The organism is Paraburkholderia sp. HC6.4b, from assembly GCF_014200875.1.
GTDB classification, from domain to species: domain Bacteria; phylum Pseudomonadota; class Gammaproteobacteria; order Burkholderiales; family Burkholderiaceae; genus Paraburkholderia; species Paraburkholderia tuberum.
The window spans coordinates 290,883-311,918 of sequence record NZ_JACHDC010000005.1 but is presented as its reverse complement, the minus strand read 5'-3'; the positions used below and the strand labels follow the sequence as shown (position 1 = coordinate 311,918).

The following is a 21,036-nucleotide window of genomic DNA, read 5'->3' as shown; positions in this document are numbered from 1 at the left end:
TTGACGACAACCCACTACCTTATTTGCCACCGTATTCACGCATGACCACCGACGTCACCGCCCCGCCCCCCGCGCAGCCGCCCGGCGCCATGCCGCCAGGACCGCCGGATGGGCAGCAGCCGCCCGACACGCCGCCGCCGAAGCGGCGCTGGGGCCGACTGCTGCTGAAGTCGGTCGCGGGCACGGTGGTCATGCTGGTACTGCTCGCCGCACTCGCGGTCGGTCTGCTGTACGGGGCGCTGACGACCGAGCGCGGCACGGCGTACGCGTGGCACGCGGCCGTGAAGCTGCTCGGCGGCCGGCTCGCCGGCACGCTCGACGGCGGCACGCTCGCGCGCGGCGTGCAACTGCGCGACGTGCGCTGGCGCAGCCTCGACGGCAGCGGCACCGACATCGAGATCGACCGCATCGCGGGCAGCTGGGCGCTCGCGCGCGAGCCGTGGCGGTTCACGATCGACTACCTGCACGTCGGCACGATCGAGGCGCGCGTCGGCCCGTCGTCGGCGAGCACCAGCGAGCCGCTGAGCTTGCCGCAGGATCTGCAGCTACCGATGCAGCTGGAGATCCGCGACGTGCAGGTCGAGCGGCTGCTGCTGCACCAGGGCGCGTCGACGACGGAGCTGTCCGGCTTCGCGTTTCATGGGCGCAGCGACGGGCGTCATCACGAGGCCGCGATCGATCGGCTCGATACGCCGTTCGGCGCGCTGACGGCAGCGGCGAAACTCGATGGCGTGCGGCCGTTTCCGCTCACCGGCGAAGTCGGTTATGCGGGCAAGGTCAACGATGAAGCGGTGCAGGTGGCCAGCCACCTGAGCGGCACGCTCGAGCAGCTCGTCGCCGAGCTCGATGCGAGCGGCATGAAGCTCGCCGGCCACGCGCGGGTCGAAGCGGCGCCGTTCGCCGCGGTGCCGTTGCAGCGCGCGACGCTGAGCTTCGATCATGTGAATCCGCAGGCTTTCGCGCCGGGTGCGCCGCTGGCCGATCTGGCGGTGCGCGCGGAGCTGCAGCCGGTCGAGCAGGGCGCGGCGACCGCCCCTGGCACAGCCAGCGCGGCGAAACCGTCGGCCGCCAGCCATCCGCACCACATCTTCGGCGGCCACCACGCGCCGGCCAAACCGGCGGCGGGTTTCGCCGTCGCCGGCCATGTCTCGATCGTCAACGCGAAACCCGGCGCAATCGACCAGAAACTGCTGCCGCTGATCGATGCGAACGCCGACGTGCGCCTCGACGCCCACACGCAGAGCATCTCGAACCTGAACGTGCGGCTCGTGCGCAACGCGACGCTCACCGGCGGCGGCGCGCTGAGCGGCCGGCACGGCCGGCTCGATCTGAGCGTCGCGCGGCTCGACCTGAACGCGCTGCAGGCGACCGTGCGGCCGACGCAGCTGTCCGGCCCGATCGGCATCCGCCTGAACGACGACATCCAGACCCTGACGCTCGATCTCGCCGACCCCGCCGCGGCGCTCCGCGCCCAAGGCAAGATTACGTTCGACCCCGCACGCATCAGCTTCAACGACGTGCGCGTCACGTCGGGCCGTGGCCGCATCGATCTATCGGGCGCGCTGAAGCACGATGAGAACTCGACCTACAACCTGAAGGCGCAACTGACCGATTTCGATCCGCTGTCGCTGACCTCGCAGATGCCCGCCCGCACGCCTGTCACGACATCCGGCGCGTCCGCCGCGAGCGGCGCGCAACGCGAGCGGCAAGCGCAAGCCGCGGCGCTCGTGGGCAGCACCGCCGGCGCGAAGAGCGCGGCGCCCGGCGATCAGGCCGCCGCCATCGCGAAGAACACCGCGCAGGCCGCGGTGCAGACCGAAGTGCTCGAGCGCAGGACGCCACCGCCCGCGCATCGCGCGGGCCCTGCGCCACGCGCGGCCGCGCATGCAGGTCCGCCAGCGCGCAGGATCGAGGCGCGCGTGAACGCCACGGTCACGGCAGCAGGTGTGCTCGCGCCGGTCTTCACGACGCGCGCCGAATTCACGCTCGGTCCGAGCGTCTACAACGACCTGCCGCTCACGGGCGGCGGCATGATCCAGCTGGCCGGCTCGCGAATCCTGCCGAGCCACGCGAATCTTTCGGTGGCGGGCAACCGGGTGAATCTGCAAGGCAGCTTCGGCGCGGCCGGCGACCGGCTGCGCTTCGGCATCGACGCGCCGCAGCTCGATCGGCTCGGCTTCGGCCTCGCGGGCGCGGTCGCCGCGGACGGCGACGTTACCGGCTCGTTCGCGCATCCGAACGTCACGCTGAATTACAAGGCCGACAGCGTCGTGTTCGCGAGCAACCGCGTTGGTCATGCGGAAGGCCACGCCGAGTTGCGCGACGGCGCGAACGGCGCGCTCGCGTTCACGACCGACGCGCGCAATGTCAACGCGGGCGGCGTCGACCTCGCCACGCTGACCGCCCGCCTGTCCGGCACACGCGCGAACCACACGCTCGAAGCCGCCGCGACCGGCAAGCTGCAGGACCAACCGCTCGATCTGACGCTCGCCGCCAACGGCAAGCTGACCGACACGCGCGACGGCTCGCGCTGGGACGGCACCGTCACGCGTCTGCAAAATCGCGGCACGCCGGCGCTCAATCTCGAATCGCCGCTCGCGCTCAGCGCCGGGCCGGGGCACCTCACGCTCGGCGCGACGCGCCTGACGATCGAAGGCTCGGTGCTGACCCTGAAGTCATTCGCGTTCGATCACGGCCGCATCCAGTCGGCCGGCAGCCTGACCGATGCGTCGCTCGCGCACTTGCAGGAGCTGCGTCACCAGATCACCGGCGAGCCGCCCGCCGTGCGCACCGACCTCGTGTTCGACGGCGACTGGGACTTCTCGCTCGGCGCGACGGCGAGCGGCCACATCGAGCTGCGCCGGCGCAGCGGCGACGTCACGGTCGAGATCGGCCGCGGGCTCTCGTCGATGGGCATTGGCGACATCCGCGCGCGCGCCGAATTCACCGGCGGCAACCGGCTCAATGCGACCGTGCATGCGCAGGCGAGCCGCGTCGGCGTGATCGATGCCGACGCGCACACGCCGCTCGTGCTGCGCGACGGCATGTTGAGCGTCGATCCGCAAAGCGCGCTGTCGGGCAACGTGAACGCGAACGTGCCGTCGCTGCGCACGACGGGCGGCCTGCTCGGCCCCGGCTATCTGCTCGACGGCCATCTCGCGCTGAAGCTCGCGCTCGGCGGCACGGTCGCGAAACCGAACGTGACCGGCTCGCTGACCGGCGACGGTCTGTCCGCGACGGTCGTGAGCCAGGGCGTGCAACTGAAGGATGGGGTCGTGCGCATCGCGCTGTCGCAGAACATGGTGGACTTCCAGCAGGTCGAGTTCCACGGCGCGAGCGGCACGCTGCGCGCGACTGGGCACGTGCGTCTCGACAGCCCGGAGCCCGACATGACCGCGAGCATCGTCGCGGACAAGCTCGATGTGTTCGCGTCGCCGGACCGCCATCTGTCGCTGTCGGGCAGTGCGAACATCTCGAACGGCGGCGTGGAGCGCGGCCCCGTGATCGACGGCAAGTTCGTGGTCGACAGCGCGCGGTTCGATCTGCCCGAGCAGGCCGCGCCGAGCCTCGGCGACGACGTCGTGATCATCCGCCCGGACGGCACGCGCTCGGGCGGCCGGCCGCCTCCGAGCGAAGGCGGCCAGCCGCCGGCGAGCCCGTTCGCGCCACGCGCGAACATCGAGATCGGCCTCGGCAACGACTTCCGCTTCCGTGGGAAGGGCGCCGATCTCGGCCTCGCCGGCACGATCACCGCGACGAGCGCGCCGAATACGCCGCTGCGCGCGGTCGGCAACGTGCGCGTCACGCCGGGTTCGACCTACACCGAATTCGGCCGCAAGCTCGCGATCGAGAACGGCTTCTTCACGTTCAACGGGCCGGTCACGAATCCGGGCATCAACATTCTCGCGATGCGCCGCAACCAGCAGGTCGAGGCCGGCGTACAGGTAACGGGCACGCTGCAGGCGCCGGTCGCGCGGCTCGTGTCGGAGCCAAGCGTGCCGGACAACGAAAAACTGTCGTGGCTGCTGTTCGGCCACGGCACCGACCAGGGCAACAACCTCGGCCAGCAGAGCACGATGACGACCGCGCTCGCGCTGCTCGGCAGCGCGACGGGTCAGCGGATCGCGCAGACCGTCGGGCTCGACGAGTTTTCGATCGGCCGCAGCGACGTCGGCCTGACCGATCCGCAAGTCGTGATGGTGTCGAAGGCGATCAACGAGCGGCTCGTGATCGGCTACGAGCAGGGGTTGCAGTCGGCGAGCAATGCGATCAAGGCGACGATCAATCTGACGCGATACTGGTCGCTGGTCGTGTATGGCGGCACGTTCTATGGCGCCGACGTGCTGTACACGCGGCGCTTCGACCGGATCTCGTGGTGACGCGGGCAACATAAAAAAACGGCACGCCTGGAAGCGTGCCGTTTTCGTCATACCTGCCTGCGGCGAGGTGGGGCGAGGCGCCCGAAGGCGCCGCGCGTTACTTCACGCGCATGCCGGGCTTCGCGCCGCTATGCGGCTCGAGCACGTAGAGGCCCGGTTCGGCCTTCTCGTCCGCCGCCGATGCCGCCAGCACCATGCCCTCGGACATGCCGAACTTCATCTTGCGCGGCGCCAGGTTCGCGACCATCACGGTCAGCTTGCCGATCAGCTGCTCCGGCTGATACGCGGACTTGATGCCCGAGAACACGTTGCGGGTCTTCTCTTCGCCGACGTCGAGCGTCAGTTGCAGCAGCTTGTCCGAGCCTTCCACCGCCTTGCAGTCGACGATCTTCGCGATGCGCAGATCGACCTTCGCGAAGTCGTCGATCGTGATGATGCCGGCCTCTTCTTCCTTCGCGGCGACGGCCTTGGCGTGGGCCTTCGCCTTGGCCCTCGCGTCGGCCGGCGCCGCTTCCGGCGTGGCCTGCAGCGAGTCGCGATTGGCCGCGAGCAGCGCCTCGATCTGCTTCGGATCGACGCGCGTCATCAGATGCTTGTACGCGTTGATCGGCCGCGCCGAGCTGAGCGGCACGGTGGCGTCGGCCCACACGAGCGGCTCGATGCCGAGGAAAGCCTCGACCGCTTCGGCGAGCTTCGGCAGCACCGGCTTCAGGGCCAGCGACAGCAGACGGAACGCCTCGATGCTGACACTGCAGGTCTCGTGCAGCGCGACCGCATTGGCCGGGTCTTTCGCCTGATCCCAGGGCTTGGCGGTATCGACGTAGGCGTTGACCGAGTCGGCGAGCTCCATGGTCTGACGCAGCGCGCGGCTGTACTCGCGCGCCTCGTAGTGCGCGGCGATCTGCGGCAGCGCCGCGCGCAGCGTGCCGAGCAGCGGATGATGCATCGCGCTGTCCTGCACGCGGCCGTCGAAGCGCTTGATCAGGAAGCCGGCCGCGCGGCTCGCGATGTTCACGTATTTGCCGACCAGATCGCTGTTCACGCGCGCCTGGAAGTCGTCGAGATTCAGGTCGAGGTCTTCCATCGTGCTGTTCAGCTTGGCCGCGAAGTAGTAGCGCAGCCATTCCGGATTCAGGCCGGTGTCGATCACGCTTTGCGCGGTGATGAAGGTGCCGCGCGACTTCGACATCTTCGCGCCGTCGACCGTCAAAAAGCCGTGCGCGAACACGTTGGTCGGCGTGCGATGGCCCGAGAACTCGAGCATCGCGGGCCAGAACAGCGTGTGGAAATACAGGATGTCCTTGCCGATGAAGTGGTACTGCTCGGCCGTCGAGCCCTTGCGGACCCACGCGTCGAAGTCGAGGCCGCGTTTTTCGGCGAGGTTCCTGAAGCTCGCGTAGTAGCCGACCGGCGCGTCGAGCCACACGTAGAAATACTTACCGGGCGCGCCCGGAATCTCGAAGCCGAAGTACGGCGCATCGCGCGAGATGTCCCAGTCGGCGAGCTTGGCTTCGCCAGCGTCGCCGAGCCATTCGCGCATCTTGTTGGTCGCTTCCGGCTGCGCGAGGCCGCCGACCCAGGCGCGCAGGAAGTTCTCGCAGCGCGGATCGGACAGGCGGAAGAAGTAGTGCGTCGAGGTCTTGCGAATCGGCGTCGCGCCCGAGACGACCGAGTACGGATTGACGAGCTCGGTGGGCTGGTAGGTCGAGCCGCAGACCTCGCAGCTGTCGCCGTATTGGTCTTTGGCGCCGCATTTGGGGCACTCGCCCTTGATGAAGCGGTCCGGCAGGAACATTTCCTTGACCGGGTCGTACGCCTGTTCGATCTCGCGCGCGTCGATCAGCCCCGCTTCCTTCAGCGCGAGGTAGACGTTTTCGCTGAGCACGCGGTTTTCGTCGGAGTCGGTCGAGTAGTAGTTGTCGAACGAAATGCCGAAGCTGTCGAAGTCGCGCTTGTGTTCCAGCCAGACGCGATCGATCAGCTGTTTCGGCGTCAGACCTTCCTGTTCCGCGCGCAGCATCACCGGCGTGCCGTGCGTGTCGTCTGCGCCGACGTAGTAGACCTCGTGGCCGTGCATTCGCAGCGCCCGGACCCAGATGTCCGTCTGGATATATTCGACCAGATGGCCGATATGAATCTGCCCGTTCGCATAAGGAAGGGCCGACGTGACGAGAATCTGACGGCGGCCGGGCGGCGCGCCTGCTGGGAGGTCGGTGGCGGGTGCTGACATAAGGATCGGGGGTGCCTGCGGTGGGACGAAACGGTGATTTTAGCAGGGCGCACGCCGCACGCGGACCGGGCGCGGCGGGCTGGACGCGCGGAACAGAGGGGATGGGGGCGGGCGCTGCGGTGGGGGACCGCCAGGAACGATGCCTGGCGAAGCGGGGTGCAAAACCGCGCGGGCAAAAAAAACCGGGGTCGGTAAACCCCGGAGCAACAACGACAAGAGGAGAATGGTGACGTGATGGCTTCGCCAGACACGTACCGTAAAGACAGACCGCGGATTTTCCGCAGAGTTCGAAATTTTTTCGATCCGTCGACAAACCGGTCCGGCGGCTCGTCCCGCCCGCAAGCCGGGCGCGTGCGGCTGAAGCCCGGCCGGCCCGGCGGCGCCTTCTCCTTGAGACTTGCCCTTATTGGGTCGCGTGCTGGGCCGTGGCGCGCAGATAGATCTCGACGCGACGGTTGGCCGCACGGCCGGCTTCGGTGTTGTTGTCGGCGATCGGCTGGTTCGGGCCCATGCCGGTGGCCGACAGGCGCTGCGGCGCGATCCCGCGTTGCGCCAGATAGCCGGTCACGCTCTGCGCGCGATTGACCGACAGCGTCTCGTTGTATTGCAGCGAGCCGGTGCTGTCCGTATGGCCGACGACCGACGCGACGACTTCCGGATTCTGCTGCAGCGTCTGTGCGAGCTGGTCGAGTACCGGTGCGAACGACGGCTTGATCGCGTAGCTGCTGGTGTCGAACGTGACCGAACTCGGGATGTTCAGCTTGAGCGAGCCGTCAGGTTGCTCGGTGATCTGCGTGCCGGTGCCCTTGGTCGCGCCCGACATGCGGTTGCGGATGTTGTCCCAGTTGTAGCCGGTGACGCCGCCCACCGCGGCGCCGGTGGCCGCGCCGATCGCCGCGCCCTTGCCGCCGCCGAAGATCGCGCCGATCGCCGCGCCGGCACCAGCGCCCACGCCGGTGCCGACTGCTGTATTGGTGCCCTGTTGGGTTGCGCAGCCTGCCACCAGCGAGCCGGCCACGGCGAATACGGCCACGCGAGTCATGATTCTTGCATTCATTTTGGTTTCCTTTCGAGTGCGAATAAGCCAGCGGGTAGCGGTCAGTCTATGCAGCGCACATTACGGCAATGCACCGACCACCCAGAAAGTTCGGGAACGATTCCTGCGCCTCGCTTCGCGCGGTCCTACAGCGAAGAAGGGTCTTCGGGCACCGTGTGCCGTCAGACACTACAATAGTGCCTGAAACACACAGCGATGCGACCCTACGGCGTCCCGCGTGCCCCGAAGGGTGCCCGGCACGTTCGATTTTCGCAATGCCGCATAACAATTTCTTGCAAATTCCGCCGCGTGGCCGATCGGTCCATCTCGCCGCGCCGCACCTCTTCCCCACGGAGTTTCAATGAGTATCGATCGGGCTTTAGTCGACGCCGCCGTCGCGGCCGTCACTGACCCCAACACGGGCGCGCCGTACGCGGCCGCGAAGAGCATCCGCAACGTGGTTGTGGAGGGCGACGCGGTCAGCCTTCAGGTGATGCTCGGCTACCCGGCGAAAAGCCAGTTCGACGCGATCCGCCAGCGGTTCGCCGACGCGTTGCGCGCGGTGCCCGGCGTCGCGAACGTGCGCGTCGAGGTTTCGCAACAGATTGCCGCACACACCGTGCAGCGCGGCGTGAAACTGCTGCCCGGCGTGAAGAACATCGTCGCGGTTGCCTCGGGCAAGGGCGGCGTCGGCAAGAGCACGACCGCCGTGAATCTCGCGCTCGCGCTCGCGAGCGAGGGCGCGGCGGTCGGCATTCTCGACGCCGACATCTACGGCCCGTCGCTGCCCACCATGCTCGGCATCGAGGGTCGTCCCGAATCGCCCGACGACAAATCGATGAACCCGATGATCGGCCACGGCGTGCAGGCCAGCTCGATAGGTTTCCTGATCGAGGCGGACAACCCGATGGTGTGGCGCGGCCCGATGGCGACCTCGGCGCTCGAACAGCTGCTGCGCCAGACCAACTGGCACGAACTCGACTATCTGATCGTCGACATGCCGCCGGGCACCGGCGACATCCAGCTGACGCTCGCGCAGCGCGTGCCGGTTACGGGCGCCGTGATCGTCACGACGCCGCAGGACATTGCGCTGCTCGACGCGAAGAAGGGCCTCAAGATGTTCGAAAAGGTCGGCATCCCGATTCTCGGCATCGTCGAGAACATGGGCCTGCACATCTGTTCGAATTGCGGGCACGAGGAGCACATCTTCGGCGCCGGCGGCGGCGAGCGCATGGGCAAGGAGTATGGCGTCGACGTGCTCGGCAGCCTGCCGCTCGACATCACGATCCGCGAGCAGGCCGACTCGGGCCGTCCGACGGTCGTCGCGGACCCGAACGGGCGCATTGCGGAGCTCTATCGCTCGATCGCGCGCAAGGTCGCGGTGCATATCGCCGAACGCGCGCGCGACATGAGCTCGAAGTTTCCGAACATCGTCGTGCAGAACACCTGAGCGGCCGTTCGGGCGAGGGATTAGGGGTGATCTCGATCCCTATTTTCACGAACTCTCGCGGTATCATGTCGACTTCACGAGTTCGGCTCGGCGGCCGCAGGGGCCGCCGCCAGGCCGACAAGAGGATCGCATGGGAAAACGAATCGACGGGCACGCGGTACATGCGTTCATCGTCCTGACTGCCGGCTGTGTGCTGTTGAGCGGCTGTGGCGTATTCCTGAGACCACAGGAAAAGCGCGCCGACGCGCAACTGCTGCCCACCGTGGGCAATCAGGCGCACGGTCTCGTGACCTTTATCGAGCGCTCGGACGGCGTCCAGGTCACCTACAATCTCACGGGCTTGCCGCCCAATAGCGACCACGCGCTGCAGGTGCACGAGCGCGGCGACTGCAACGCCGCCGACGGCTCCAGCGCCGGTCCGGTGTTTTCGCCGGCGGCCGAACGGCTCAAGGCCGGCGCGCGCGTCGAGGGCGATCTCGGCAACATCCATGCGGACGCGAACGGCGTGGCCACCGGCTTCATCGTCGCGCCGGACGTGTCGCTCGACGGCATCCGCTCGGTGCTGCAGCGCGCGGTACTGCTCCACCGCGATGCGACCGATCCCTACGCTTACCCTCAGCATGGCGCGGGCGCGGCGATTGCCTGCGGCGTGATTCGCCAGCAGTGAAGCGCGAGCGCGCTTTCGCCGCGCCCGCCCCGCAACGGCGTCGTGCCAGTCGGCGGACCCCCTTCATCGGGCGCGCCTCGCGCCATCTGCGGCAGCGTCTCCGTGATCGCGTAAAATAAGCGGCCTTTGCCGGCTGGGCGCCGCCGCCGGCCGTTTTCATCTATCTTTCGTCACACCTGATATTCACGTCGAGCAGCTCTCACCTATGACCATCAAATCTGACAAGTGGATCCGGCGCATGGCCGAGTCGCACAAGATGATCGAGCCGTTTGCGCCCGATCAGGTTCGCGTCTCCGAAGACGGCCGGAAGATTGTCAGCTACGGCACCTCGAGCTACGGCTACGACATCCGCTGCGCCGACGAATTCAAGATCTTCACCAACATCAACTCGACGATCGTCGATCCGAAGAACTTCGACGAGAAGTCGTTTGTCGATTTCAAGGGCGACGTCTGCATCATCCCGCCGAACTCGTTCGCGCTCGCGCGCACGGTCGAGTATTTCCGTATTCCGCGCAGCGTGCTGACCGTGTGCCTCGGCAAATCGACCTACGCGCGCTGCGGGATCATCGTCAACGTGACGCCGTTCGAGCCGGAATGGGAAGGCCACGTCACGCTCGAATTCTCGAATACGACACCTTTGCCTGCGAAAATTTACGCGAACGAAGGCGTCGCCCAGGTGCTGTTTTTCGAAAGCGACGAGATTTGTGAAACGTCGTACGCGGATCGCGGCGGCAAGTATCAAGGTCAGCACGGCGTCACGTTGCCGAAAACGTGACGTCGGCAGCGTCTTGACCCACCAGTTATTCGGGTGACCGCTGCGCTTTTTACGTAACGCAGCGGTCGTTTTCTTTTTGGAGAATCGCCCATGAAGTTCCGTTTTCCCGTCGTCATCATCGACGAAGATTTCCGCTCCGAGAACATCTCGGGTTCCGGCATCCGGGCTTTGGCCGAAGCCATCGAGAAAGAAGGCGCGGAAGTGCTCGGGTTGACGAGCTACGGCGATCTGACCTCGTTCGCGCAGCAGTCGAGCCGCGCGTCGTGCTTCATCCTGTCGATCGACGACGACGAGCTGCTGCCGTACGTCGATAACGTGGTCGTCGAAGGCGAGACGCCCGAGCTTGCCGCCGCGATCGTCGCGCTGCGCGCGTTCGTGACCGAAGTGCGCCGCCGCAACGCCGATATTCCGATCTTCCTGTACGGCGAAACGCGCACTTCGCGCCATCTGCCGAACGACATCCTGCGCGAGCTGCACGGCTTCATCCATATGTTCGAGGACACGCCGGAGTTCGTCGCGCGCCATATCATCCGTGAGGCGAAGGTGTATCTCGACTCGCTGGCGCCGCCGTTCTTCAAGGAACTGGTGCAGTACGCGGAAGAAGGTTCGTACTCGTGGCACTGCCCGGGTCACTCGGGCGGCGTCGCGTTCCTGAAGAGCCCGCTCGGCCAGATGTTCCACCAGTTCTTCGGCGAGAACATGCTGCGCGCCGACGTCTGCAACGCGGTCGACGAACTGGGCCAGCTGCTCGACCATACCGGTCCGGTCGCGGCCTCGGAGCGCAACGCCGCGCGCATCTTCAGCGCCGACCACGTGTTCTTCGTGACCAACGGCACTTCCACCTCGAACAAGATCGTCTGGCACGGCACGGTGGCGCCGGGCGACATCGTGCTGGTCGACCGCAACTGCCACAAGTCGATCCTGCACGCGATCACGATGACCGGCGCGATTCCCGTGTTCCTGACGCCGACCCGCAACAACTTCGGCATCATCGGCCCGATTCCGCGCAGCGAGTTCGAACCGGAGAACATCCGCAAGAAGATCGAGGCGAACCCGTTCGCGCGCGAAGCGCTCGCGAAGAACCCGAACCTGAAGCCGCGCATTCTGACGATCACGCAAAGCACCTACGACGGCGTGATCTACAACGTCGAGATGATCAAGGAGATGTTGGGCGAATGGCTCGACACGCTGCACTTCGACGAAGCGTGGCTGCCGCACGCCGAATTCCACGAGTTCTATCAGGACATGCACGCCATCGGCGCGGGCCGTCCGCGCATCGGCGCGATGGTGTACGCAACGCACTCCACGCACAAGCTGCTCGCCGGCATCTCGCAGGCGTCGCAGATCGTCGTGCAAGATTCGAAGAACAGCCGCTTCGACAAGCATCGCTTCAACGAGGCGTATCTGATGCATACGTCGACGAGCCCGCAGTACGCGATCATCGCGTCGTGCGACGTGGCCGCGGCGATGATGGAAGCGCCGGGCGGCACCGCGCTCGTCGAGGAGTCGATCGCTGAAGCGCTCGACTTCCGCCGCGCGATGACCAAGGTCGACACCGAATACGGCGACGACTGGTTCTTCAAGGTGTGGGGCCCGGACCAGTTCGCCGAGGAAGGCATCGGCTCGCGCGACGACTGGATGCTGCGCCCCAACGACGCGTGGCACGGCTTTGGCCCGCTCGCCGAAGGCTTCAACATGCTCGACCCGATCAAGGCGACGATCGTCACGCCGGGTCTCGACATGGACGGCGGCTTCGGCGAAACCGGCATTCCGGCCGCGATCGTCACGAAGTACCTGGCCGAGCACGGCATCATCGTCGAGAAGACGGGCCTGTACTCGTTCTTCATCATGTTTACGATCGGCATCACGAAGGGCCGCTGGAACTCGATGGTGACCGAGCTGCAGCAGTTCAAGGACGACTACGACAACAACCAGCCGCTGTGGCGTGTGCTGCCCGAGTTCGTGCAGCATCATCCGATGTACGAGCGTGTCGGCCTGCGCGACCTGTGCCAGCAGATCCACAGCGTGTATCGCGCGAACGACATCGCGCGTCTGACGACCGAGATGTACCTGTCGAGCATGGAGCCGGCGATGAAGCCCTCCGACGCGTTCGCGAAGCTCGCGCACCGCGAGATCGATCGGGTACCGATCGACGAGCTCGAAGGCCGTGTTACGTCGATCCTGTTGACGCCGTATCCGCCGGGCATTCCGCTGCTGATTCCGGGCGAGCGTTTCAACAGGACCATCGTCAACTATCTGCGCTTCGCGCGCGAGTTCAACGAGCGCTTCCCGGGCTTCCATACGGATATCCACGGGCTCGTCGGCGAAATGGTCAACGGGCGCATCGAATACTTCGTCGATTGCGTGCGCATCTGACGATGGGGTGGGTGACGTTTCTGCCGCGCCTCGCGGCGATCGGCCGCTGGCGGCGCGGGGCCGGCGTGCTGGCCTTCGCGCTGGCGGCCGGCACGGTGGTGTTCGGCGGCATCGCGAGTCCGGCGGCGCATGCCGAGGTGGCCGCCGCCGATCCGATCGACGCGTCGATGCGCGCGTGTCTCGCGCGCGCCGACATGTCGACGACGATGGGGCAGGTGCAGTGCATGGACGCTGCGCGCATCGGCTGGAAGGTCGCGGTCGACAACGCGTACCAGCAGTTGCTCGCGAAGCTGCCACCCGCGCGGCGCAGGCTGTGGGAAAGGAGCCAGTCGAGCTGGCTCGCGTCGCGCGATGCCGAGAAGCAGTTGCTTGCCGCGGTCTTTGCCACGACCCAGGGTTCGATGTACGTGCTTTCCGAAGCCGACATGCAGCTGCAGCCGGTGCGCGACCGCGCGCTCGCGCTGCGCAGCGCGCTCGCCGATTCGAACGGTCCGGCGCCGCGCCGGCCGCGCGCCTGCAACGCCGACGCGCGTTGCGAACACGCGATGTTCGATCTGAAGCGCTACTATCGTGTGCTCGAATCGAAGATGCCGGCGCAATCGCGGCCGACGCTCGTGCACGCGCAACGCGCGTGGAGCGCGTATCTGACGGCGTCGACGCGGCTCGTCGACGAGCACGGGCGTATCGACATCATCGGCGCGCGCGTCGCGACGATCAAACGGCTCTCCGAAACGGCCGGCAACCACTGACGGTCGCCGACCGGCGCGGCCCACCGCGCATTCAATCCCATTGATAACGGTCTTCGCGCGGCTGCGGCGGCGCGAGCGCCGGCTCGCCGAGCAGATCGCGCATCGCATCCTCGATCATCGCGGACATCGTGTTGAGCGCGAGGTCATTGTCGTCGGTGCCAAACGGTTCTTCGAGCTGCGACGCGATCGCTTCGTGCGCCATGAACGTGTACGCGACGAACACCGCGAACACCGGCGTGAAAATGCCGATGCTATTGACGAGTCCGAATGGCAGCGACGCGCAGAAGAAGTACACGGTGCGGTGGATCATCACCGAATACGCGAACGGCAGTGGCGTCGACGCGATGCGCTCGCACCCGCCGATCACATCCGACAGCCCGCTCAGATTGCGGTCGAACGCGAGCACCGCCATCGGATCGAGCGCCCCCGCGCGTGCCGCGCGCTGCACCCATTCGCCGAGGCACAGCAACAGCGCGGCTGGCTTGTAGCGCGATCCAATCACACGTTCAAACAGTGCGCGGGGCAGCCGCGCGGCAAGGTCGTCGCGCGGTTCTGTCTTGCGCAACTGATGACGCAGCGCATGCGGGAGCGCGCTCAGTATCGCCAGAAACGCGGCGGCTTCTTCTTTGGGCAACTCGCGCGACGGCAGCGTCAGCGCCTCGCGCGTCAGCGAGCGCGACTCATTGAGCAACTGCCCCCACAGCTTGCGCGCCTCCCACCAGCGGTCGTAGCTCGCGTTGTTGCGAAAGCCGAGAAACACCGCGAGCGCAATGCCGACCAGCGAGAACGGCGCGATCGAGTTCAGGTTCAGGCTGACGGGCAGCAGATGATCGTGTGCGGCGAGCGCAATGATCGAGATGAAGAAGATCAGCAGGAGCCGCGGCAGCAACTGCGGCAGCACCGAGCCGCGCCACGCGAGCAGCATGTGAAACCAGTGGAGATGCGGGCGGATGATCATGGCAAAGCGGTTCGGCCAGGAGATAGAGCGCCTATTATCGGTCGCTTTTCGCGTCCCCAAACAGGAAAACCCGCGGCGGGCGCATCGAAGACGATGCACACGCCGCGGGTTCGTTCACCGCAAGCGGATCGGGACAGCCGAGAACGGAGGCTCAGTCGCGCGCCGACGAAGCAGCGCCGTGACTGAGCCAGTCGAGCACGGCCGTCGCGTCGTCGTCGGCGCCTTCGCGCGCTTTCTCGACCGTCTCGGCGACGTCGTCGCTCGGCACCGCGCGCCGAATCGCCACACCGACCGCGAGAATGTCGATCATCACGAGGTGCAGGATGCGCGAGATCATCGACAGTTGCGACTCGCGAATCTCGATGTGATCGGTTTCCAGCGCGACCGTCGCACGCTTCGCGAGCGGGGTGTTGCTCGACGTGATCGCGATCACCTGCGCGCCGGCCTGCATCGCGACGTCGAGCACGCGCAGCAGCTCGGGCGCGCGCCCCGACTTCGACACCGCGACGATCACGTCGCCCTTGCCGAGCAGCGCGGCCGAGGCCGCCTGCATGTACAGGTCACCGTACGCGATGGTCGGAATGCCGAAGCGGAAGAACTTGTAGTGCGCGTCCTGCGCGACGATGTTCGAATTGCCGAGTCCGTAGAACTCGATGCGCCGCGCGCCGTTCAGCAGGTCGATGGCGCGTTCCACGTGCTCGAAGTTCAGATGCTCGCGCAATTGCAGAATCGCGGACACGGTGTTGTCGAGCACCTTCGCGCCGAAGTCGGTCGCGGTGTCGCCGAGATGCACCTGGCTGTGGCTGACCGGAATCGTGCCGGTCAAACCGGTCGCGAGCTTGAGCTTGAAGTCCGACAGCCCCTGGCAGCCGAGCGAGCGGCAGAAGCGGATCACGGTCGGCTGACTGACGTCGGCCTTGCGCGCGATGTCGACGATCGGATCGTTGATGATCGAACGCGGGTGGTTCAACGCGAGTTCGGCGACGCGGCGCTCGGCCGGCGTCAGCGCATCGCGCATCTGGCGAATCCGCTCGAACACCGCCGACGAGCTGCCGCCCGCGCGGTTCGACAGCTGCTCCGCCAGAATCGCCGATACGCCGAGGAACGCCGGGTATTCGGCGGTAATCACATAGGTCGGCACGCTCTGCAGATACGCCTCGAAGCGGCCCTTCGCCTCGAAGCGCTGGCGAAACGACGAACGCGCGAAGAACTCGCCGAGGCGTGGCACGACGCCGCCGCCGATATAGATGCCGCCGAGCGCGCCGAGCGTCACCGCGATATTGCCGGCGAAGGTGCCGAGAATGCCGCAGAACACGTCGACCGATTCGGCCGCGAGCGGCTCGCCTTCGAGCGCGCGCTTGACCACATCGGCCGTATTGACGCTGGCTGGCACGCGCTTCTTGTCGCGGCCCGCGAGCGCGCGATAGATCACCTCGATGCCGGGCCCCGCGGCCACCCGTTCGAACGACACGTGCGACCACTTCTTGCGCGCGTATTGCAGCACGATATCTTCACGCTCGTCGGCGGGCGCGAAGGTGGCGTGGCCGCCTTCGCTGCCGAGCGCGATCCAGCGGTCGTCGGCGGGAATCAGGCCCGACACGCCCATGCCGGTGCCGGGGCCGAGCAGGCCGATCACGCTGTTCGGCCGGCGCTGGCCACCGCCCACCTGCACGCGCTGAGCATCGGTGAGGCCGGGCAGCGCCATCGCGAGCGCGGTGAAGTCGTTGACCACGAGCAGCGTGTCGAAGCCGAGCGCGCGGCGCGTCGCTTCGATCGAAAAGGTCCAGTCGTGATTGGTCATGCTGACCTGGTCGCCGTCGACCGGGTTCGCAATCGCGATCGCCGCGTGATTGACGCGGCCGATCTTCGTGTCCTTCAGATACTTCTTGATGACGTCGGCGACACTCGGGTAGTCGGCGCAAGGATAGATCTGCACCGAGCCGATTTCGCCGGGGCCCGTCTCGAGCGCGAAACGCGCATTGGTACCGCCGATGTCGGCCAGGAGCCTCGGTCCATCGGCGTGCTGGACCGCGCCCGGCACAGCTTTAGTTTGCACACCAGTAGACATCGAGTCTCACTCCCTTGTCGTTTGCCAGCTGCGAGATGGCATTTTTTTGTAGCGCGGCGGACGCGGCGTTGAGCACGTCCATCTTGCGCGGCCCTGCGATCAGCAGAAACAGATGCTTCACGTCCTTCAGCGCGGACAGCGACCAGCTCACGCGCGCGTGCGGCGCCGCGCCCGGATGCACGGCGACGAAACGCTCGGTCGTGTTGATCGCGTGATCCCATTCGGGCGCGTCGGCGAAGATCGACGCGGTGTGGCCGTCTTCGCCCATGCCCAGCACCGCGACGTCGGGCGCCGTGGCAAAGCGCGCGTCCGCGTTCAGCGCGGCGACGTGCGAATGCAGATCCTGGGTGGTGTCGACGAGCGGCCAGAAGGTCGCGTGTTGCGCCGCGTTCTGCAGCAACGTGGCGCGCGCGAGCTGCGCGTTGCTCGCGCTATCGGTCTCCGGCACCCAGCGGTCGTCGACCAGCGTGATCGCGATGCGGGGCCACTCGAACGTCTGCGTCGACAACGTTTGCAGGAACGGACGCGGGCTGCTGCCGCCGGACACGGCCAGCATGGCCGGGCGCGCGAGCGGGGTTGACGTGCCGGTGCCGGCCGCGTGTGCGGCAAGCGACGCATGTAACGCGTCGCCCACCGCTTTCGCCAGCGCGTCGGATTGGGCGCGCTGGTCGTCGAAAGCGTGAAGCTCGATCACTTCTCCTCCGTGCTGCTTTCTTGTTAGGTCTGCGGAATCAGCCTGACTGCTCTCGCACGATGCCTGCAAGGCGGGTGGCCTGCAAACGCATGACGCGATACCGGCGCGACTCCGTTCAGTTCGTCGGTGGTGTTGCCGGCGCCGCGCGCCGAGGTGTTCATCGCGCGCGGCGCCGTCCATCAATTCATCAAACTCAATTCTCTTCCTCGAGCCAGCAGGTGCCGTGCTGGGCGAGCATCGCGCTCGCCGCGGCCGGTCCCCACGTGCCCGCCGCGTACGGCTTGGGCGGCTTGGTCGAGGCCTTCCACTCGTTCAGGATCGGCTCGACCCAACGCCATGCGGCTTCCTGTTCGTCGCGCCGCACGAACAGCGCGAGGCGCCCGTGGATCACGTCGAGCAGCAGCCGCTGATAGGCCTCCATCTGGCCTTCGCGGAAGAACCGGTCGAACGCGAGATCGAGGTATACGCTCGCGAGGTTCATACCCTCGCCGGGCTGCTTCGCGAGACAGTACAGACGAATCGTCTCGTTCGGCTGCAGACGGATCACGAGGCGGTTCGCGCCCGCGCGCAGCGCCGATGCGCCAAGCGCCGAATGCGGCACCGCACGGAAATTCACGACGATCTCGGCGACGCGATCGGCGAGCCGCTTGCCCGTGCGCAGGAAAAACGGCACGCCGGCCCAGCGCCAGTTCTCGATCTCGACCTTCAGCGCGACGAAGGTCTCGGTCGAGCTATCGGGCTTCACGCCGTGCTCGGTCGCGTAGGCCGGGACCGTGTTGCCACGGATCACGCCCGAATGATACTGGCCGCGCACCGCGACCTTGCCGATTTCCTGCGGCTCGACCGGTTTGAGCGCGCGCAGCACGCGCAGCTTTTCGTCGCGCACCGAGTCGGAATCCATCGAGTGGGGCGGCTCCATCGCGACGATCGACAGCAACTGCAACAGGTGGTTCTGCACCATGTCGCGCAGCGCGCCGGTATTGTCGTAGAAGTCGCCGCGCGCTTCGACGCCGAGTTCCTCGGCGATCGTGATCTGGATGCTTTCGACCCACTCGCGGCGCCACAGCGGCTCGAACAGCGCATTGCCGAAGCGCAGCGCGAGCAGGTTCTGCACCGGCTCCTTGCCGAGGTAATGGTCGATTCGGTAGATCTGTTCTTCCGCGAAGATTTCGCCGACCGCATCATTAATTGCGTTCGACGACTTCAGGTCGTAGCCGAGCGGCTTCTCGAGCACGATGCGCGCATTGTGGTTCAGGCCCACCGCGGCGAGCGCATGGCAGATCGGCACGAACAGCGACGGACCCGTCGCCAGATAGAACACGCGGATGCCGGGCATCTCCTGGATCGCGTCGCGCAGTTGCGCGAAGTCATCCGGATTGCCGAGATCGATCTTCACGAACTCGATGCGCGCGAGGAAGCTCGTCCACGCGGCTTCGTCGAGGCCGTTCTTCGACACATGCGGCTTGACGTGCCCGTCGACCCACTGCAGATACTCGCCGCGATCCTCGACGTGCCGCGCGAGCGCGACGATCTTGCCGCTGTCGGCGAGCATGCCGCCCGCGCGGTGCGCCTCGAACAGCGCGGGCAGGATCTTGCGCATCGACAGATCGCCGGTTCCGCCGAAGAGAACGAAGGTGAAGCTTGCGTCGGTATGCATGAGTCTCCGTCGATGTCCTGAAGGGCCGCCGCGCTGATCGGACACTGCACGCGCAGCGCCCCGGAAGAGCGACCGTAGTCCGATAAAATATTTTTTGACACTGAATTGTAGTTTAACTACAATCCAAATCAAGAGGTAGCGTTAATTCGATGAAAAAAGCGTGCGCTGTACTGACGGAATGCACGCTTTTTGCGAATCGGCGGGCGTCCCCGGCACGCTAACGGACAATGGGACAACGCCTTCCGGTACGCGCCAGCAGGGTGCCGGCGGACCTTACGGAAAGCCGGGGAGTCGACGGGCTTGCGGGGTCGTTGCCCGCAGCCGACGTCAGGCTGGCGTCGAGTCGGCGTATGAGGTACCTCGAGTCTGCAGCGCGATGCGGGCAGGCAAAAATCAAAAGAGGAGACAGTCAGTTGCATCCCGAACCACTCACCTCTTGAGCGTCCAGCGGCCGGACATCGGTCCGCCGGCACATGCCCTCGCGCATGCGCCCGACCGTGCTCGATCGCCAGTGTTTTGCCTGTTTGAACCAACCACAGCACCCTGGCGACATCAGGGGCCATTCGTTTTTTTGTTCAGGTGTCTGGAGGAGATAAGCAATGAAATTTCGCGCGATCATGGGCGCTCTGTGCGCTGCGGGTCTGATGTGTGGCGTGTCGGCCGTGCAGGCCGCCGAGTCGATCGAAGTGCTGCACTGGTGGACTTCGGGCGGCGAATCCAAGGCCGTCGGCGTCCTCAAGGACGACATGACGAAGCAGGGCTACACGTGGAAGGACTTCGCGGTCGCGGGCGGCGCTGGCGCGGCTGCCATGACGGCACTGAAGACGCAGGTGATCTCGGGCAACGCACCGAGCGCCGCGCAGATCAAGGGTCCGCTGATCCAGGAATGGGCTTCGCAGGGCGTGCTGGTGCCAATCGACTCGGTCGCGGGCGACTGGAAGAAGAACCTGCCGCCGGAAATCGACAAGATCATTCGCGCGGACGGCCACTACGTCGCCGCTCCCTTCTCGGTGCACCGCGTGAACTGGCTGTACATCAACAAGGCTGCGCTGGACAAGGCAGGCGGCAAGGTGCCGACCACGTGGCCTGAGTTCTTCGCGGTGGCCGACAAGATGAAGGCCGCGGGCATCCAGCCGATCGCGATGGGCGGCCAGCCTTGGCAGGACCTGACGCTGTGGGAAGACGTCGTGCTGTCGCAGGGCGCGGACTTCTACAAGAAGGCGCTCGTCGACCTCGACGAGAAGACGCTGACCTCGGACAAGATGGTCGGCGTGTTCGACACGGTCCGCAAGATCCAGGGCTACTTCGACGCGGGTCGCACGGGCCGTGACTGGAACCTCGCGACGGCCATGGTCATCAACGGCAAGGCCGGCATGCAGTTCATGGGCGACTGGGCGAAGGGCGAATTCACCAACGCCGGCAAGAAGTCGGGCACGGACTACGTCTGCGCCGTGGTGCCGGGCACGGAGAAGGCCTACACGTTCAACGTCGACTCGTTCGTGTTCTTCCAGCAGAAGGGCCAGAAGGCCGCGACGCCGGGCCAGCTCGCGCTCGCGAAGACGATCATGTCGCCGGCGTTCCAGGAGCAGTTCAGCCTGTACAAGGGCTCGATCCCGGTGCGTCTCGGCGTGCCGATGGACAAGTTCGACGACTGCGCGAAGAAGTCGTACGCGGATGAGCAGATTGCGATCAAGGCCGGCGGTTATGTGCCGTCGCTCGCTCACGGCATGGCTCAGCCGGATGCCGCGGCAGGCGCGATCTCCGACGTCGTCACGAAGTTCATGAACTCGCAGGAAGATTCGAAGACCGCGGTTCAGGCTCTCGCGAAGGCAGCGAAGACCAAGTAAGCGTAAGTACGAAGTGTTGCGCCCGGCGCCTTGCATCCGAAGCACCGGGCGCGCCCTTCGGGTCGTGGGGGATCGGACCTCGCTGCTTTCGTTCGCAGCGCAGTCCGGCGCCACCCGGCTCACCCTGGTTTCATGGAGTCACACCCAGAC

Annotated in this window: 13 protein-coding genes; 7 read left to right on the top strand and 6 right to left on the bottom strand. The window is 66.3% G+C overall.

The genetic code is table 11. The features are described from left to right. Positions 1–41 precede the first annotated feature (41 nt). Positions 42–4,379: a translocation/assembly module TamB domain-containing protein gene (locus HDG34_RS10070; protein ID WP_184059628.1), complete on the top strand. Its 4,338-nt coding sequence runs from the start codon at positions 42–44 to the stop codon at positions 4,377–4,379. 97 nt (positions 4,380–4,476) lie between these two features. Here the strand turns inward: HDG34_RS10070 and metG are convergent, their stop codons facing one another. Continuing rightward, positions 4,477–6,609, bottom strand: a complete 2,133-nt coding sequence (gene metG, locus HDG34_RS10065; protein ID WP_184059626.1) for a methionine--tRNA ligase — start codon at positions 6,607–6,609, stop codon at positions 4,477–4,479. Positions 6,610–7,012: 403 nt separating this feature from the next. Next, the gene (locus HDG34_RS10060) at positions 7,013–7,666 is read right to left on the bottom strand and encodes an OmpA family protein (RefSeq protein WP_184059624.1); all 654 of its coding nucleotides are present in this window, start codon (positions 7,664–7,666) and stop codon (positions 7,013–7,015) included. Between the two features lie 340 nt (positions 7,667–8,006). Here HDG34_RS10060 and apbC point away from each other — a divergent pair, with 340 nt between their 5' ends. The 5 genes from apbC to HDG34_RS10035 all read left to right on the top strand — a co-directional run bounded on the left by apbC (position 8,007) and on the right by HDG34_RS10035 (position 13,662). After that, positions 8,007–9,095, top strand: coding sequence for an iron-sulfur cluster carrier protein ApbC (gene apbC / locus HDG34_RS10055; protein WP_184059622.1), 1,089 nt, complete (start codon positions 8,007–8,009; stop codon positions 9,093–9,095). Positions 9,096–9,225: 130 nt separating this feature from the next. Then, positions 9,226–9,762, top strand: a complete 537-nt coding sequence (locus HDG34_RS10050; RefSeq protein ID WP_090803451.1) for a superoxide dismutase family protein — start codon at positions 9,226–9,228, stop codon at positions 9,760–9,762. 205 nt (positions 9,763–9,967) lie between these two features. Next, entirely contained in the window at positions 9,968–10,537 is a 570-nt protein-coding gene (gene dcd / locus HDG34_RS10045; protein WP_008924193.1) for a dCTP deaminase, read from the top strand. Between the two features lie 90 nt (positions 10,538–10,627). Continuing rightward, entirely contained in the window at positions 10,628–12,913 is a 2,286-nt protein-coding gene (locus HDG34_RS10040) for an arginine/lysine/ornithine decarboxylase (RefSeq protein WP_018419715.1), read from the top strand. 2 nt (positions 12,914–12,915) lie between these two features. Continuing rightward, positions 12,916–13,662 (top strand): lysozyme inhibitor LprI family protein, encoded by a 747-nt coding sequence (locus tag HDG34_RS10035; RefSeq protein WP_260321116.1) that lies wholly within the window; start codon positions 12,916–12,918, stop codon positions 13,660–13,662. 31 nt (positions 13,663–13,693) lie between these two features. On the opposite strand, the gene HDG34_RS10030 is transcribed toward HDG34_RS10035, so the two are convergent. The 4 genes from HDG34_RS10030 to zwf form a co-directional block, all read right to left on the bottom strand. Further along, complete coding sequence (locus HDG34_RS10030) at positions 13,694–14,620, bottom strand: bestrophin family protein (protein ID WP_184059618.1); 927 nt, start codon at positions 14,618–14,620, stop codon at positions 13,694–13,696. A gap of 151 nt (positions 14,621–14,771) precedes the next feature. Next, positions 14,772–16,688: a bifunctional transcriptional regulator/glucokinase gene (locus tag HDG34_RS10025; RefSeq protein WP_090803458.1), complete on the bottom strand. Its 1,917-nt coding sequence runs from the start codon at positions 16,686–16,688 to the stop codon at positions 14,772–14,774. Further along, entirely contained in the window at positions 16,666–17,382 is a 717-nt protein-coding gene (gene pgl / locus HDG34_RS10020) for a 6-phosphogluconolactonase (RefSeq protein WP_184059616.1), read from the bottom strand. The genes HDG34_RS10025 and pgl overlap by 23 nt, the downstream gene beginning before the upstream one ends. Before the next feature lie 193 nt (positions 17,383–17,575). After that, positions 17,576–19,039 carry a glucose-6-phosphate dehydrogenase gene (gene zwf, locus HDG34_RS10015; RefSeq protein WP_184059614.1) on the bottom strand — a complete coding sequence of 488 codons (1,464 nt, stop codon included), beginning with the start codon at positions 19,037–19,039 and terminating at the stop codon, positions 17,576–17,578. A 599-nt stretch (positions 19,040–19,638) separates the two neighbouring features. Between zwf and HDG34_RS10010 the strand changes: the two genes are divergently transcribed. Next, on the top strand, positions 19,639–20,886 hold the full coding sequence (locus tag HDG34_RS10010) for an ABC transporter substrate-binding protein (RefSeq protein WP_184059612.1): 1,248 nt from the start codon (positions 19,639–19,641) through the stop codon (positions 20,884–20,886). Positions 20,887–21,036: the final 150 nt, after the last annotated feature.

Coding starts and splice junctions, on each gene's coding strand:
- HDG34_RS10070 (WP_184059628.1), top strand. CDS start 42: ATGACCACCGACGTCACCGCCCCGCCCCCCGCGCAGCCGCCCGGCGCC.
- metG (WP_184059626.1), bottom strand. CDS start 6,609: ATGTCAGCACCCGCCACCGACCTCCCAGCAGGCGCGCCGCCCGGCCGC.
- HDG34_RS10060 (WP_184059624.1), bottom strand. CDS start 7,666: ATGAATGCAAGAATCATGACTCGCGTGGCCGTATTCGCCGTGGCCGGC.
- apbC (WP_184059622.1), top strand. CDS start 8,007: ATGAGTATCGATCGGGCTTTAGTCGACGCCGCCGTCGCGGCCGTCACT.
- HDG34_RS10050 (WP_090803451.1), top strand. CDS start 9,226: ATGGGAAAACGAATCGACGGGCACGCGGTACATGCGTTCATCGTCCTG.
- dcd (WP_008924193.1), top strand. CDS start 9,968: ATGACCATCAAATCTGACAAGTGGATCCGGCGCATGGCCGAGTCGCAC.
- HDG34_RS10040 (WP_018419715.1), top strand. CDS start 10,628: ATGAAGTTCCGTTTTCCCGTCGTCATCATCGACGAAGATTTCCGCTCC.
- HDG34_RS10035 (WP_260321116.1), top strand. CDS start 12,916: ATGGGGTGGGTGACGTTTCTGCCGCGCCTCGCGGCGATCGGCCGCTGG.
- HDG34_RS10030 (WP_184059618.1), bottom strand. CDS start 14,620: ATGATCATCCGCCCGCATCTCCACTGGTTTCACATGCTGCTCGCGTGG.
- HDG34_RS10025 (WP_090803458.1), bottom strand. CDS start 16,688: ATGTCTACTGGTGTGCAAACTAAAGCTGTGCCGGGCGCGGTCCAGCAC.
- zwf (WP_184059614.1), bottom strand. CDS start 19,039: ATGCATACCGACGCAAGCTTCACCTTCGTTCTCTTCGGCGGAACCGGC.
- HDG34_RS10010 (WP_184059612.1), top strand. CDS start 19,639: ATGAAATTTCGCGCGATCATGGGCGCTCTGTGCGCTGCGGGTCTGATG.